This is a genomic window from Yoonia sp. (genome assembly GCF_030731595.1).
Classification (GTDB): Bacteria; Pseudomonadota; Alphaproteobacteria; order Rhodobacterales; family Rhodobacteraceae; genus Yoonia.
Map to the genome: position 1 here is coordinate 45,463 of NZ_JANQTS010000095.1, position 14,049 is coordinate 59,511.

At 57.9% G+C, this 14,049-nt stretch carries 13 protein-coding genes and 1 pseudogene; 4 read left to right on the top strand and 10 right to left on the bottom strand.

Going from position 1 to position 14,049, the window contains the following annotated elements; all coding sequences use genetic code 11:
- A pseudogene (locus tag NWQ23_RS11275) lies at positions 1-197 on the top strand (GNAT family protein); the annotation flags it as partial.
- Positions 198-224: 27 nt separating this feature from the next.
- On the opposite strand, the gene NWQ23_RS11280 reads toward NWQ23_RS11275, so the two are convergent.
- On the bottom strand, positions 225-515 hold the full coding sequence (locus NWQ23_RS11280) for a hypothetical protein (protein WP_306166457.1): 291 nt from the start codon (positions 513-515) through the stop codon (positions 225-227).
- A 60-nt stretch (positions 516-575) separates the two neighbouring features.
- Positions 576-3,068 (bottom strand): FAD-dependent oxidoreductase, encoded by a 2,493-nt coding sequence (locus NWQ23_RS11285; RefSeq protein ID WP_306166458.1) that lies wholly within the window; start codon positions 3,066-3,068, stop codon positions 576-578.
- 185 nt (positions 3,069-3,253) lie between these two features.
- Here NWQ23_RS11285 and NWQ23_RS11290 point away from each other — a divergent pair, with 185 nt between their 5' ends.
- Positions 3,254-3,904 (top strand): hypothetical protein, encoded by a 651-nt coding sequence (locus NWQ23_RS11290; RefSeq protein WP_306166459.1) that lies wholly within the window; start codon positions 3,254-3,256, stop codon positions 3,902-3,904.
- Between the two features lie 24 nt (positions 3,905-3,928).
- Here NWQ23_RS11290 and NWQ23_RS11295 read toward each other — a convergent pair whose 3' ends face one another.
- Complete coding sequence (locus tag NWQ23_RS11295) at positions 3,929-4,789, bottom strand: hypothetical protein (RefSeq protein WP_306166460.1); 861 nt, start codon at positions 4,787-4,789, stop codon at positions 3,929-3,931.
- Positions 4,790-4,973: 184 nt separating this feature from the next.
- Entirely contained in the window at positions 4,974-5,960 is a 987-nt protein-coding gene (locus NWQ23_RS11300; RefSeq protein ID WP_306166461.1) for a D-glycerate dehydrogenase, read from the bottom strand.
- Positions 5,961-6,068: 108 nt separating this feature from the next.
- On the opposite strand from NWQ23_RS11300, the gene NWQ23_RS11305 reads away from it, so the two are divergent.
- The gene (locus NWQ23_RS11305) at positions 6,069-6,599 is read left to right on the top strand and encodes an SH3 domain-containing protein (RefSeq protein WP_306166462.1); all 531 of its coding nucleotides are present in this window, start codon (positions 6,069-6,071) and stop codon (positions 6,597-6,599) included.
- Between the two features lie 72 nt (positions 6,600-6,671).
- The gene (locus NWQ23_RS11310; RefSeq protein ID WP_306166463.1) at positions 6,672-7,577 is read left to right on the top strand and encodes a cation diffusion facilitator family transporter; all 906 of its coding nucleotides are present in this window, start codon (positions 6,672-6,674) and stop codon (positions 7,575-7,577) included.
- A gap of 20 nt (positions 7,578-7,597) precedes the next feature.
- Here NWQ23_RS11310 and NWQ23_RS11315 read toward each other — a convergent pair whose 3' ends face one another.
- From NWQ23_RS11315 to coaBC, 6 genes are read right to left on the bottom strand one after another with little or no spacing between them, the layout of a single operon-like run.
- Positions 7,598-9,625, bottom strand: a complete 2,028-nt coding sequence (locus tag NWQ23_RS11315; RefSeq protein ID WP_306166464.1) for a M3 family metallopeptidase — start codon at positions 9,623-9,625, stop codon at positions 7,598-7,600.
- A gap of 50 nt (positions 9,626-9,675) precedes the next feature.
- Positions 9,676-10,464 carry an amino acid ABC transporter permease gene (locus NWQ23_RS11320; protein WP_306166465.1) on the bottom strand — a complete coding sequence of 263 codons (789 nt, stop codon included), beginning with the start codon at positions 10,462-10,464 and terminating at the stop codon, positions 9,676-9,678.
- A gap of 46 nt (positions 10,465-10,510) precedes the next feature.
- Positions 10,511-11,293, bottom strand: coding sequence for a transporter substrate-binding domain-containing protein (locus tag NWQ23_RS11325; protein ID WP_372340126.1), 783 nt, complete (start codon positions 11,291-11,293; stop codon positions 10,511-10,513).
- A 35-nt stretch (positions 11,294-11,328) separates the two neighbouring features.
- Complete coding sequence (locus tag NWQ23_RS11330) at positions 11,329-12,393, bottom strand: molybdopterin-synthase adenylyltransferase MoeB (protein WP_306166467.1); 1,065 nt, start codon at positions 12,391-12,393, stop codon at positions 11,329-11,331.
- Positions 12,390-12,845, bottom strand: a complete 456-nt coding sequence (gene dut, locus NWQ23_RS11335) for a dUTP diphosphatase (RefSeq protein WP_306166468.1) — start codon at positions 12,843-12,845, stop codon at positions 12,390-12,392. The genes NWQ23_RS11330 and dut overlap by 4 nt, the downstream gene beginning before the upstream one ends.
- Positions 12,842-14,035, bottom strand: coding sequence for a bifunctional phosphopantothenoylcysteine decarboxylase/phosphopantothenate--cysteine ligase CoaBC (gene coaBC / locus NWQ23_RS11340; protein ID WP_306166469.1), 1,194 nt, complete (start codon positions 14,033-14,035; stop codon positions 12,842-12,844). Before coaBC ends, dut begins: the two co-directional genes overlap by 4 nt.
- Positions 14,036-14,049 lie beyond the last annotated feature (14 nt).

The window sequence follows — 14,049 nt, forward strand, 5'->3', positions numbered from 1 at the left end:
GGCTTGGCTTCAGCTATGACGGTCTGTTCAAACAGGCACTGGTCTACAAGGGGCGTAACCGCGACACGGCATGGTATTCGATCATCGACACGGACTGGCCAAGGATCAGGGCGGGACTGGAAGGCTGGCTGGACGCAGGCAACTTTGACCAAAGCGGCGCGCAAAGAACGCGACTGGATTTGCAAGACAGGGCTTAGGGGTGGTTGTCAGCCTAGTGCAGGCAGTTACACCTGATGAAAGCGCAAGGGCTTGGTTGTTTCACGGACGATTACGCCTTTGGCTTCAAGATCAAGCTGGACGCATTTCTGCCACCAGCCCGCAGTGGCACCGCCGGGAAACAGGCTGTCGGGAAGCAAGCGCTGAGCTGCCTCTTTTGCCTCTTGGGCGGTCATACCGGGAGCCGACCGGGGCAAGGTGGCAAGCATCGCCTCTTTCATTGCAAGATATTTGACCTTGTCGACATTGGTTGTGCGGCCTGGTGTGTTGATGTTTTCAACGGCGATCTTGTCTGACATGGGGAGCGACCTTTCTTAGGCGTAAGGTGGGTTCAAACCCACCTTACAAGATCGCATCTGTCAACCATCCACGCGAATGCTGGCGTTCTTTGGGTCGTAGGGGCTGTCTTCCACAATCTCGGCATCCCAAAGCTGATCCAGCATCTTTACTTGCAGTTTCGTGCCCACTTCCGCCAATTCGGGCTTCACGTAGCCCATCCCGATGGACTTGCCGAATGCAACCGAATATCCCCCCGATGTCAAACGACCGACGCGGGTCTGCCCGTGATAGAGCGCCTCGCGGCCCCAAGGGTCTGCATCGTCCGGGCCATCAATCAGCAGGGTCACACATTTGGACCGGATCCCTTTGGCCTCCATTGCGGCCTTGCCATGGAAGTCCTTGGACAGATCGACAAAACGCGGCAAATCCGCTTCGAGCGGGGTCGCATCCCGGCCCAACTCTGTCCCGAAGGCGCGATAGGATTTCTCCTGCCGCAGCCAGTTCTGCGCGCGGGCACCCACCAGCTTCATGCCAAAGGGCGCGCCTGCTTTCTCCAGGAGATCAAAGAGATAGTTTTGCATTTCGATCGGATGGTGCAATTCCCAGCCCAATTCACCGGTATAGGCCACGCGGATCGCATTCACAGGGCACATGCCCAACTCGATCTTTTGGGCTGACAGCCAAGGAAACCGCTTGTTGGACAGCGCTGTTGCCGGATCGGCATCCTTGATGACCGCATTCAGTACATCGCGCGACTTTGGCCCTGCAATCGCAAACACACCCCATTGGGTGGTGACATTCTGGACCTCGATGCGGCCAAACTCGGCTTCTTTATCCTCGATGGCCTTGCGCAGGAAATCCGCATCATAAGCGGTCCATGCCCCTGCCGAGACCAGATAATACTCATCCTCTGCCAAGCGCACGATCGTGTATTCCGTCCGCGTCGTGCCATGCGCAGTCAGCGCATAGGTCAGATTGATCCGGCCAACGCGTGGCAATTTGTTGGTCGTGAACCAATCCAGAAAGGCCGTCGCACCGGGCCCTTTGACGATATGTTTGGTGAATGCGGTAGCGTCGATCAGGCCGACACCTTCGCGCACTGCCTTGGCCTCTTCCACTGCATATTGCCACCATCCACCACGGCGGAAAGACCGGCTGTCATGGTCGTTGAACCCCATCGGTGCATAATAGTTCGGGCGTTCCCAACCGTTGACAAAGCCGAACTGCGCACCGCGCGCGGCTTGCCTGTCATAGGCAGGCGACGTGCGTAGCGGGCGGCAAGCGGGCCGTTCTTCATCAGGGTGATGCAGGATATAAACGTGGTCGTAGCATTCCTCGTTCTTGCGCGCGGCAAACTCGGTCGTCATCCAATCGCCATAGCGCTTGGGATCAAGGCTCGCCATGTCGATCTCGGCCTCGCCCTCGACCATCATCTGGGCAAGGTAATAGCCGGTCCCACCCGCCGCCGTGATCCCGAAAGAAAACCCTTCGGCCAGCCACATATTACGCAAGCCCGGCGCTGGACCAACCAGCGGGTTGCCATCCGGCGTATAGCAGATCGGGCCGTTGAAATCATCCTTCAGGCCGCTGTCCTCGCAGGACGGAATCCGGTGGATCATCGCCATATATTGTTCTTCGATCCGCTCCAGATCGAGCGGGAACAGATCGGCGCGAAAGCTGTCAGGCACACCATACTCAAAGACCGCAGGCGCGCCCTTTTCATAGACGCCCAAAATCCAGCCGCCACGTTCTTCGCGCACATAAGACTGCGCATCGGCATCACGCACTACAGGATGTTCCACATTGCCTTCAGCGCGGAATTGCACCAGCGCGGGGTCCTGATCCATGACGATGAACTGATGCTCGACCGGGATGGCTGGGATTTTGATGCCGAGTTTCTTGGCCGTCGTTTGGGCATGGTTGCCCGAAGCTGTTACAACATGTTCTGCGGTGATGACAATCTGTTCGTCCGAGGGCACAAGGTTGCCGCCCTTTTCCACCATCTTGGTGCAGGTCACTTCCCACGCGTCGCCGTTCCAATGGAACGCATCCGCCTGCCATTTACGTTCGATCATCACGCCACGCTGACGCGCACCCTTGGCCATGGCTTGGGTCACATCGGCGGGGTTAATATACCCGTCCGTGTGGTGATAAAGCGCACCCTTCAGATCATCCGTTCGGATCAGCGGCCATTTCGCCTTGATCTCATCGGGAGTCATCCAGACGTAAGGCACGTCACAGGTTTCAGCGGTGGAGGCATAAAGCATGAACTCGTCCATCCGCTCTTGGGTCTGCGCCATGCGCAGGTTGCCGACCACGGCGAAACCCGCGTTCAGCCCTGTTTCCGCCTCGAGCGATTTATAGAAATCGACCGAGTATTTGTGGATATGGGTCGTCGCAAAGGACATGTTGAACAGCGGCAGCAAGCCTGCCGCGTGCCAGGTCGAGCCAGAGGTCAGCTCGTCGCGCTCTAACAGCATCACGTCATTCCATCCGGCCTTTGCAAGATGATAGGCAATTGAGGTGCCGACAGCCCCACCACCGACAACCAATGCTTTGACTTGGGTTTTCATGCGCGCGACTCCCTTGGCACCTTTGTGCTGCAATTTGCGCCAAACAACGCGGCAGCGAAAGAACCAGCCGACTGCTTTACGCTTAAAACCGACAAGCCGTGGGTTATGCAGCCACACAGGTCAGGGTTTCCTCACTAGGCACCTGCACAGTTTTGTGTTCCCCTACGTCAACGGAGGGATATGCGATGACAACTTACAGACTGAAAGACGCCGCAACCTTGGCCGAAGCCAGCTATGCCGCGGGGCGAATCCTGAAGCCGAAGGTGCTGAAATCCTTTGACCATGACGATGTACAGGCGCATCTTCTTGAGGGGAATATCCTGCTCTTGCCAGGGTCCAACTCGGTACGCGACTACCTGAAGTTCAACCTGCGCCCGCTCCGGCTTGGGAATCAACGCCTGATCATGAGTTCGGACGCAACAGAACGCGGTGCGTCTGGCACGATCTGGCATCAGGGATTTCTGCACTATTCCCGCCTGATCTTTGACTGGCTGAAAAAAGAAGGCGTGCAACCAAATTTCATCATCGGGCATTCGCTTGGTGCGGCTGCGACGCAAATCTTGTCAAAAAGCTATAATGCGCCAGCGATCGGCTTTGCGGCCCCTCGGCCCAAGAAAACCAGCAATAGGGTAGTACAGGACGAACGCTGCCTGCTGATCAACCGGTCAGACGATATTGTCCCGAAACTTCCTGGTGATTTCAATCATATGGGTAAGGCGACACTGATTACTTCGGAAACGGACAAACGCTTTATCGCACATTCTATGAAGCGCTATGTGGCGATCCTCGACGAAGCCGTGCAGGCGCAAAAACTCCCTGATAAATGGTCAGGCTAGCGCATCGCCAGAGCGGAATACGACCTAGTCGGACACTGCCGCATTAGTCGTTGCAGCGGCCAATATAACGGGCTGTTGAATGATCCGGTTAAGTCCGCCGATATCCAAGCGCCCCAGCAAATCGACAACAGGCGCATCAGGCGTGTTAGTTATGACGGCAATGTCGATCTGATCTCCCAGAAACCCTTCGATCCGCCGGGCATTGGCTGACCCTGCAATCGGGGATTCTTCAAAAGGCAAACCTTGGATGGTATAAGGTTTCGCACCATATTCAGAGGTGCAGAGATCGCGCATCATTGTCTTGATCACCAAGAATGCCCCGCCGTCCGGCCCTTCAAAAACGCGGTGCGGGGTGTAAGTCACAGACAAAAGAATAATGTCATCGCCATTTTGATAGGTGATCGCAGCACGTTGAAGGCCACGGTCACGGTGGGGTGTTTCAAGTTTGGCAGAGAGGTGCTGCATCATCTGGTTCTCAAGTGAGGCGATCTGCGGATTCACGTCTTCCCATACAATCGGTGCAACGCCTGTCGCCCGGCGATAGTCGTCATTGCGGGTCTCGCGTTGGGTCCATCCTTCGGCAGGCTCTGGCAAATAGGTTTTGATATGTGGTCGGACCGTGGACAGGGCCAGCGCTTTCGCAAGAGGCGTTACAGCGTCCGCGGTAACCGCCTGCGACGATGGCGCTAGGTCCGCGGCATTGAACGCGGATGGCTGTGAAATCGCAGCGGATAACGTGGAGTTCGCTGTTGACGCGAAGGCAGAAAGCTTCGCCTGATAGGCTTTTACATCCTCATCTGTCAGATCATCGAGGACAGCGATCAGGCCAAACCCGATAGCAACAAGCGCCAAAGGCACGGCGTTCTGCAAAGTCGATCCAGACATTCCGTGATCAATGCCCCTGCTTTTTAGCAAATAGCGACGGCACTAAGAATCAAGCGCCGCCAACAACTGCGACATTAATTCCGAAAGGACACCAGACAACCAATCTCTTCCCAAGGCTGTGGATAAGCTGAAACAAGCCTAACCAATGTGGCAGAGATGGTGTTTTGTCGCTTATCCGCGAGCGCTAAAGCATCGCCGGCACGACCAGATCGGGCGGTCTGTGACCGTCCGCAAAGGTCTTGATGTTCACGATCACCTTCTCGCCCATCTCGATGCGGCCCTCCAACGTGGCAGAGCCCATATGGGGCAGCAGGATCGCGTTGGGCAATTCCTTCAGGCGTGGATTGATCTCGTGCCCGCGCTCGAACACATCAAGGCCAGCGCCCGCAATCTCGCCCGCGCGCAGCATCCGGGTAAGGGCATTTTCGTCAATCACCTCGCCGCGCGATGTATTCACGATCACCGCACTAGGCTTCATCAACTTGAGGCGGCGCGCATTCATCAGGTGGAACGTAGAGGGCGTATGCGGGCAGTTGATCGACAGGATATCCACGCGGGCGACCATTTGATCAAGGCTTTCCCAATAAGTCGCATCAAGCGCCTCTTCCACTTCGGGGCGCAGGCGCTTGCGATTGTGATAATGGACCTGCATCCCGAAAGCCGCTGCACGTTTCGCAACCGCCTGTCCGATCCGGCCCATCCCCAAGATACCCAGACGACGGCCCTTGATCCGGCCTCCCAACATTGCAGTTGGTGACCAGCCCTGCCATTCGTTCGATTGGGCAAGGCGCATGCCTTCGGCCATGCGGCGGGTCACGGCAAGGATCAGAGCCATCACCATGTCGGCCGTATCTTCAGTCACGACACCTGGCGTATTGGAAACATGGATGCCGCGCTGACGCGCCGTCGCCACATCAATATGGTCCACCCCCGCACCAAAATTCGCGATCAGCTTGAGCTTTTCACTCGCGCGCGCCAGCATCTTGGCATCAATCTGATCCGTGATCGTGCAAACGAGAATATCCGCGCGGCCTATCGCATCGGCTAACTCTTCCGGGGTCATCGGGCTGTCGTCTTCGCGCAAGCTGACGTTGAACAACTCCTTCATGCGGGTCTCGACCACTTCAGGCAACCGTCGCGTCACGACAACACTTAACTGTCTACCTGGCATGCAACAGCCCTCCCCGGCTTTTCAAATCACTCTTTGCATGGCAGGTTGCGCCAAAGGGACGCGCAGCACAAGAACCGCGCGCCGGATTTGAGCAGTTAAGGGCAAACAATGAGTGTATTGGCGCATTGGTTCCGTCTTATACAAATTGCGGTTATCGCATTTGCGATCAGCGCAGGTGCGAGCTTTGCACAGCAGAATGATCCGGGACCCGCGATTGGGCCAGAAACCAACCTGCCGCTCCCGCGTTTTGTGTCGCTGCGCGCTGGCGAGGCGAATGTCCGCCGCGGCCCGTCCCTGTCCCACCGGATCGATTGGGTTTTCACCCGCCGTGACATGCCGTTGCAAGTAATCGCTGAATACGGTCATTGGCGGCGCGTGATCGACCGCGATGGTCAAGGCGGCTGGATTCATTACCGGATGTTGTCAGGCGCGCGGACGGTACTGATCGAAGCGGAAAACACCGCCCTACGCGCCAGACCTGAAACTTCTGCGATCGAAAATGCCATTCTCGAACCCGGCGTGGTCGCACGCTTGGGTGAATGTAACCCCGATTGGTGCGAACTGACTGCGGGCGGATATCGCGGCTGGGTTCCAAAAAACCAGTTTTGGGGTGTGTCAGACGGTGAAATCCGTGACTAAGCGGACGACCGTCAGCTGAAACCTGCAAAATAGACCTAGCATTGCGCCGCCAGCCTATCTAGCTGGTAAACTATGACCAACACACGTGACACACGTCTGAACCTTTCTGCCGGAGTATTGTCCGTTTCGGTCGCACTCATCCTGGTGCTGGCGAAACTCTGGGCGCTGGGGCAAACCGGATCGCTTGCGGTTGCTGCAACCCTCGCCGATAGCGCAATGGACCTGATGATGTCGCTGGGCGGGTTGGTCGCCATCGCCTATGCCGCCAAACCAGCGGATGACGATCACAATTTCGGGCATACCTCGGCCGAGGACTTGGCCGCTCTCGGGCAATCCTTGTTCATCATGATCTCGGCAGGAGTAATCGCTGTCGCGGCGATCTTCCGGCTTTTGGACGACACAGTCGTCTTGCCCGAACGCGAAGGCCAAGGTATCGCGATCATCGTCTTTTCCATCTGCCTGACGCTGGCGCTTGTTCTGTGGCAAAGGCATGTAGCGGCCAAGACCGACAACAAGGTCGTCAAGGCCGACAGCCTGCATTACATCGGCGACCTGATCCCGAACATGGGGGCGATCATCGCCCTGTGGGCCTCTGCAGCTTTCGGACTGCACCAGATTGATAGCGTTGTAGCGCTGGCTGCTGCGGCTTTCCTTGGCTTCGGTGCGATACGCATCGGCAAGAGCGCTTTTGACGCGCTAATGGACCGTCAAGCCGACCCCGCCATGATCCAAGGCATCGCAGATATTGCTGAAAACTTTGATGGTATCCACGGGTTTCACGATCTCAAAACTCGCGTTGCAGGTAGCCGCGTCTTTGTGAACCTGCATATCGAACTGGACGGCAGCCAAACGCTGGACGACGCCCACAAGATCGGGGCCGCCCTGCGCCGCGCCATTATTGCGGCCTACCCTCGCGCTGATGTGCTGATCCACAAAGACCCCGTCGGGGTGACCAAACACCCCGACGACAACAGGTAGGATGGGTGATATCACCCATCCTACGCAGCCTTGTCCAAACCGCGCCCTTTCAGCAGCGCCTCGACCCCCGGCAACCGGCCCCGGAAAGCGGTGTAAAGATCAGCCGCATCGACTGACCCGCCTGACGACAGTACCGTTTCCTCCAACCGCTTGGCCGTAGCACTGTCAAACGGATCGCCCGCCTCTTCAAAGGCCGCAAAGGCATCGGCATCCATCACCTCGGACCACATGTAGCTGTAATAGCCGCTGGAATAGCCGTCACCTGCAAAGACATGCGCGAAATGCGGGGTAGCGTGGCGCATGCGGATCGCGTGAGGCATCCCGATCTCGTCGAGGATTTCGGTCTGCCGCTGCATCGGATCGGCAGGGGCTGACCCGTTGTGAAACTCCAGATCGACAAGGGCAGAGGCTACATATTCCACCGTCTGGAAACCCATATCATAGGTCGCAGCCCCCAACATACGCTGCAACAGATCTTCCGGCATCGGCGCGCCCGTGTCGGCGTGTGTCGCGAATTCCGCCAGAACTTCGGGTACCTCCAGCCAATGCTCATAAAGCTGGCTAGGCAGTTCTACGAAATCGCGGGCCACGGATGTACCAGAAATGCTTTCATAGGTCACATCCGACAGCATCTGATGCAGCGCATGGCCGAATTCGTGAAACAGCGTGCGCGCGTCGTCATAGGACAAAAGCGCGGGCTTGCCTGCCTCTGGCTTGGCAAAATTGCAGACGTTCACCACATGCGGGCGCACGTCCTTGCCCAACCGGTGTTGCGACTGCATCGCCGAACACCACGCGCCAGAGCGTTTCGACCCACGGGCAAAATAATCGCCAATGAATACAGCCACATGCGCGCCATCGCGGGTCACTTCCCAAAGGCGCACGTCGGGGTGATAGACAGGGCCTTCAATCGGCTGAAATTCCAGCCCAAACAGGCGGTTCGCACAGGCAAAAGAGGCCTCGATCATCCGGTCGAGCTGCAAATAGGGCTTCAGTTCCGCCTCATCGAGATCATGCAGTTGCTTGCGCCGCTTTTCAGAATAATAGCGCCAGTCCCAAGGCTCCAGCGGGCCGTCAAACCCGTCCGCATGCAGCATCCGCTCCAGCATCTTGGCATCCGCCTCGGCCGAGGCTTTGGCCGGTTCCCAGACCTGCATCAACAGGTCACGCACCGCAGCAGGCGTACCTGCCATTTCCGTTTCCAGCTTGAAATCGGCAAAGGTGTCATAACCCAGCAACTTGGCCCGCTCCTCGCGCAGTTTCAGCGTTTCCGCCGCAATGCCGCGATTGTCCGTCTTGCCACCGTTCGCGCCGCGCGCGCCCCACGCCTCATAGGCTTTCTGGCGCAGGTCACGACGGTCCGAGAATTGCAGGAAGGGCACGATCAAGGACCGCGACAGGGTCACAACCGGCCCGCCTGCGTCCTTTTCCGCGCCTGCGGCCTTGGCCGTGGCGACCACAAAATCAGGCAAACCAGAAAGATCGCCCTCGGCCAAAGGCATGAACCATTCGCGTTCATCCGCCAGCAGGTTCTGGGTAAAATTCGTGCCCAGAACAGACAGGCGGGATTTGACCGCGCGCAATTTCTCGGCAGCCTCGCCTTCCAACTGTGCGCCCGAGCGGACAAAACCACGGCGCGTCAGCATCAAGACGCGCTGTTGCTCGTCGGTCAGATCAAGTGCGTCACGGGCAGCCCAAATAGCCTCGACCCGCGCAAAGAGAGCCTTGTTTTCAGATACCTCGGACCCATAAGCGCTCAACAGAGGCGCAAAATCTCGCTGAAGCGCCTCGCGCTTGGGATTACTGTCCGCACCCGCGATATTGTAAAACGCGCCCAACACGCGCGAAAGCGTTTCATCTGCCTGCTCCAAGGCTTCGATCGTATTGGCGAAAGTGGGCGCCTCGGGATTGTCAGCAATCGCCGCAATATTGGCCCGCGATTGCGCCAAAGCGGCATCAACTGCCGGCGCGAAATCCTCGTCCGAAATCAGATCAAAGGGCGGTAGTCCAAAGGGCGTTTCCCAATCAGAAAGCAGCGGGTTTGTCATGGCAGGTCTCCTTTGCGCATAAGGTAGTGCGCAGGCGGCAGACTTGCCAGCTATCGTTCACGCATTCGTTTCTCGAACCGGCGCAAAGCGATCGACAGGGTGATGGTGATCGTAAGGTAGACAAGCGCCACAACATTGTAGGTCTCAAAATAGCGGAAATTGCCCGCCGCGGTCACTTTGCCCAACTGCGTGACATCCGTCACACCGAGCACACTGACAAGCGACGAATCCTTGACCATAGCGACAAAGTCATTGCCCAAAGGCGGCATGATCGTCCGCAAAGCTTGAGGGAAAACGATGTGACGAAATCGCTGCCAGCGATTCAGGCCCAGCGCCTCTGCGGCTTCGATCTGGCCTTTGTCGACCGATTGCAGACCAGCACGAAACACCTCGGCCAGAAACGACGAATAGGCGATGGTCAGGGCAATCACCGCACGCCAAAGTAGGGAAAAATCGCGGTTGCGAACGGGGTCCAACCCGATGCTTTGCGCAATCCAGTTCCAGCCCGCCACCATCATCGGAGCCAAGACAAACGCCACATAAAGTAACAAGACGATAATCGGGACGCCCCGCACGACCTCGATATAAAATCGCGCGATCTGACGCAGAACGAGAGAGCGTGACAGCCCGGCAAGTGCCAGCCCCAGCCCCAGCACACAGGCCATCGTGTAGGACACAACTGTGACATAGATCGTGACCCAAACCCCTTGGCGCAGTGTCGACAGAACGCGGCTGTATTCCTCGACCGTCAGCACCTGCCAGAACAGATAGAGCCCAATCGCGATTACAGCGACCAGCCACCACGGGAAGTCTTTGTCTGAGGGTGATGTGGGGATCATGGCAGGGCACAGTCCCGGGCAAAGCCCGGGACCTCCATGTCAGTCTTTATTCGCCCAGCTTATACTCTAGGAACCACTTGGTATTCAGCGCCTCGATCGTGCCATCAGCCATCATATCGGCAATTGCCGCATTGATCGGTGCGACCAGATCGGACCCTTTGGGGTAGATGAAACCGAAGTCCTCGGTCCCCAGTTTTTCACCGATGATCTTCAACCCACCGTCGGAGGCATCGACATAGCCGTTACCTGCGGTGCCGTCCGTCAGGACCAGATCGACATCGCCTGTGCGCAGCGCCTGCACAGTGGCACCGAAGGTTTCCATCAATACGATGCGCGGGTTGGCCTCGTCACCGTCCAACACGTCATAGACACCGACATAAAAAGGCGTCGTACCCGGCTGCGCTGCCATCAGCAAATCCGCGTTTGCGGCAAAACTGGCAGCATCGGTAAAGCGGTCCTCGTCACCGCGCACCATCATGACCATCTCGGAGGTCATGTATTTATCCGAGAAATCAACGACTTCAGCGCGATCCTCGCGGATTGTGATGCCGGTCATGCCCATATCGAACTGGCCTTCGGACACGGCCGCAATCATCGCATCCCAACTGATATTTTCATAGACAATCGTGGCATTCAGACGTGAGGCAATCTCTGCCATTGCGTCATATTCCCAGCCGACCGCATTGCCCGCACCATCAATGAACTGCAGCGGCGGATAGGCGTTTTCTGTCACGACCACAATTTCGCGGCCTTCCAGATTAGGCAGATGCCCCCCTGCGACAGCACCAGTCGCAAAAAACGCAGCAGCCAAAGTTGCAAGTAATCTCATGATCATCTCCCCAGAGTTTGAATACTAGACACGCACTATGAACGTCCGCCTTGGCCGTGCAAGCCCCTGCCCTGACAAACCGTGCAATCTTCGCGTGGTTTGACACCAATCGTGCGGACCTGCGCATAGAGCGCATCATAAATAAGCAGTCGGCCTCCCAGCCCCTCGCCCGCACCCGTGATCTGCTTGATCGCCTCGACGGCCATCATCGCGCCGATCACACCGGGCAAGGGGCCGATCACCCCTGCCTCGGCGCAGCTTGGCACCAGCGAAGGGTCGGGTGATGTGGGAAAGACACAGGCATAACAAGGGGTTCCACGCGCAGGATCATAAAGGCTGATCTGCCCTTCCCATTGAGTCAGGGCTGCGGCAATCAACGGTGTTTTCGTCTCGACCGCAGTCGCGTTTACCAGATAACGGGTGGTGAAATTGTCAGTGCCATCCAGCACCAGATCGTAGTCGGCAAAAAGCTCCGCCGCGATATCCGCCTCTAGCCGGCGATGATAGGGGCGGACTGTGACAAAGGGGTTCTGTGCCCTCATCGCCTCGGCAGCGGAATGCACTTTCGGCATCCCGATTGTGCGATCCAGATGGATCACCTGCCGTTGCAGATTGGCGTTTTCAACGACATCGTCGTCGATCACCCCGATGGTGCCGATACCCGCCGCCGCCAGATACTGCAAAGCAGGCGCGCCCAAGCCACCTGCCCCCACTACCAGCACACGGGCATTGCGCAATGCCTTCTGCCCCGGCCCTCCGATTTCGCGCAGGATGATATGGCGGGCGTAGCGGTTGAGTTCGGTGCTCGAAAAACTGTCAGGTTGGGCAACAGGAGTCTCGTTCTGCACGACGCGGGCGCGCAAACGCGCAAGCACTTTGCGATATCCCCAGACGATGAACCCAAAGGCAATCAGCAAGCCCCAAAGGCGGGCATCACCCCCCGTCGCCATGCGCAAGGGGTGGCCATCTGGCAGGATCACATGGGTGAGCATGACCCCCACCAGCAAGATACCCGTCATGTTCCAGCGTACGGCATAGGGCGCCTTCATCAGCCAACCGATCGCCCAAAGGCTGGCCACCATCGCACCAACCATAATCATAGGCCGGTCGATCCAAAGCCGCCCGCGCCGCGCGCGGTTTCATCAAGGTCGGTCACGGCCTGCATCTGGGCTTGCACCACAGGGGCCACGACCATCTGCGCGATCCGCATACCATGGGTGACGGTAAAGCTGTCCTGCCCCAGATTGATCAAGATCACACCCAAAGGACCACGATAATCACTGTCGATCGTGCCGGGCGTATTGGCCAAAGTGACCCCATGCTTGAGCGCCAGACCAGAGCGCGGCCTGACCTGCACCTCGAATCCCTGCGGGATAGCCAGACGAAGCCCCGTAGAGACCAGTGCGCGCGCTCCCGGCACCAAAACAACCGGTTCCTGTCTTTCCAGATTTGCCCGTAGATCAGCGCCCGCAGCGCCCACAGTCTCGTAGCAAGGCAGGCCGAGTGCTGTATCCGCCCCGTCCACCCATTGAAACTGGATCACAACGCTCACGCAATTTCCTTTGCGATGCGCGCGGCGAGGGCGGTGGCAACAGCGTCCTTGCTCATGCGCGGCCAAGCTTCTGGCCCTGCATCCGTGATCAATGTCACAGCATTTTCAGTGCCACCCATGATCCCCGTCGCAGGTGAAACATCGTTGGCAACGATCCAGTCGCAGCCCTTGCGCAAGCGCTTGGCGGTCGCATGGGCGACAACGTCCTGCGTTTCAGCGGCAAAACCGACAACCAGCTTGGGGCGGCCTTGCTTCATCTGGGAGACGGTCGCCAGAATGTCAGGGTTTTCAGCAAATTCCAGCTTTGGCAGGCCCGATCCATCTTTCTTGATCTTCTGCGTGCCTGCATTCGCCACATGCCAATCCGCAACCGCCGCCGCAAAGATAGCCGCGTCCGCCGCGCCTGCTGCCGTCACCGCCTCTAGCATCTGTGCGGCAGTCTGGACCTTGACCACTTTCACACCCAAGGGCGGCGGCACATCCGCAGGACCTGTGACAAAGGTGATATCCGCACCCAGTGCAGCCAAAGCCTTGGCAATCGCCGTACCTTGGGCACCCGATGACCGGTTCGCGATATAGCGGACCGGATCGATTGGCTCGTGCGTGGGACCGGATGTGACCAGCACATGCCGGCCCTTCAATGGCCCGTCCGACAAGGCCGCATCAATCGCTGCGATGATTTCGGGGACTTCTGCCATCCGGCCCGGCCCGTATTCGCCACAGGCCATATCGCCTTCGTTCGGGCCGACGACCAGCACGCCATCGCCCTGCAAGGTCGCCAGATTACGCTGGGTGGCAGGATGATTCCACATGCGCACATTCATGGAAGGGGCAATCAAAACGCGTTTGTCTGTCGCAAGCAAAAGGGTCGTAGCCAGATCATTCGCCAAGCCACCCGCCATTTTTGCCATGAGATCCGCTGTGGCTGGGGCCACGACGATCAGATCAGCCGCGCGAGACAGTTCGATATGACCCATCTCGGCCTCGTCGGTCAGGCTGAAGAGGTCCTGATAAACCTTGGATGCAGCAAGTGCGGACAGGCTGAGAGGTGTCACAAATTCCGCGCCTGATTTGGTCAAAACGGGCGTGACACGCGCACCTTGTTCCCGCAAGCGGCGCACCAGATCCAACGACTTGAAGGCGGCGATGCCGCCGCCAACGATAAGTAGAATGTGCTTGTCTGCCAGCATCCGCTGTCTCCGGT

What these genes read in the sequence shown, in the direction of transcription:
- NWQ23_RS11280 (WP_306166457.1), bottom strand. Translation starts at nt 515, where the DNA reads ATGTCAGACAAGATCGCCGTTGAAAACATCAACACACCAGGCCGCACA.
- NWQ23_RS11285 (WP_306166458.1), bottom strand. Translation starts at nt 3,068, where the DNA reads ATGAAAACCCAAGTCAAAGCATTGGTTGTCGGTGGTGGGGCTGTCGGC.
- NWQ23_RS11290 (WP_306166459.1), top strand. Translation starts at nt 3,254, where the DNA reads ATGACAACTTACAGACTGAAAGACGCCGCAACCTTGGCCGAAGCCAGC.
- NWQ23_RS11295 (WP_306166460.1), bottom strand. Translation starts at nt 4,789, where the DNA reads ATGTCTGGATCGACTTTGCAGAACGCCGTGCCTTTGGCGCTTGTTGCT.
- NWQ23_RS11300 (WP_306166461.1), bottom strand. Translation starts at nt 5,960, where the DNA reads ATGCCAGGTAGACAGTTAAGTGTTGTCGTGACGCGACGGTTGCCTGAA.
- NWQ23_RS11305 (WP_306166462.1), top strand. Translation starts at nt 6,069, where the DNA reads ATGAGTGTATTGGCGCATTGGTTCCGTCTTATACAAATTGCGGTTATC.
- NWQ23_RS11310 (WP_306166463.1), top strand. Translation starts at nt 6,672, where the DNA reads ATGACCAACACACGTGACACACGTCTGAACCTTTCTGCCGGAGTATTG.
- NWQ23_RS11315 (WP_306166464.1), bottom strand. Translation starts at nt 9,625, where the DNA reads ATGACAAACCCGCTGCTTTCTGATTGGGAAACGCCCTTTGGACTACCG.
- NWQ23_RS11320 (WP_306166465.1), bottom strand. Translation starts at nt 10,464, where the DNA reads ATGATCCCCACATCACCCTCAGACAAAGACTTCCCGTGGTGGCTGGTC.
- NWQ23_RS11325 (WP_372340126.1), bottom strand. Translation starts at nt 11,293, where the DNA reads ATGAGATTACTTGCAACTTTGGCTGCTGCGTTTTTTGCGACTGGTGCT.
- NWQ23_RS11330 (WP_306166467.1), bottom strand. Translation starts at nt 12,393, where the DNA reads ATGATTATGGTTGGTGCGATGGTGGCCAGCCTTTGGGCGATCGGTTGG.
- coaBC (WP_306166469.1), bottom strand. Translation starts at nt 14,035, where the DNA reads ATGCTGGCAGACAAGCACATTCTACTTATCGTTGGCGGCGGCATCGCC.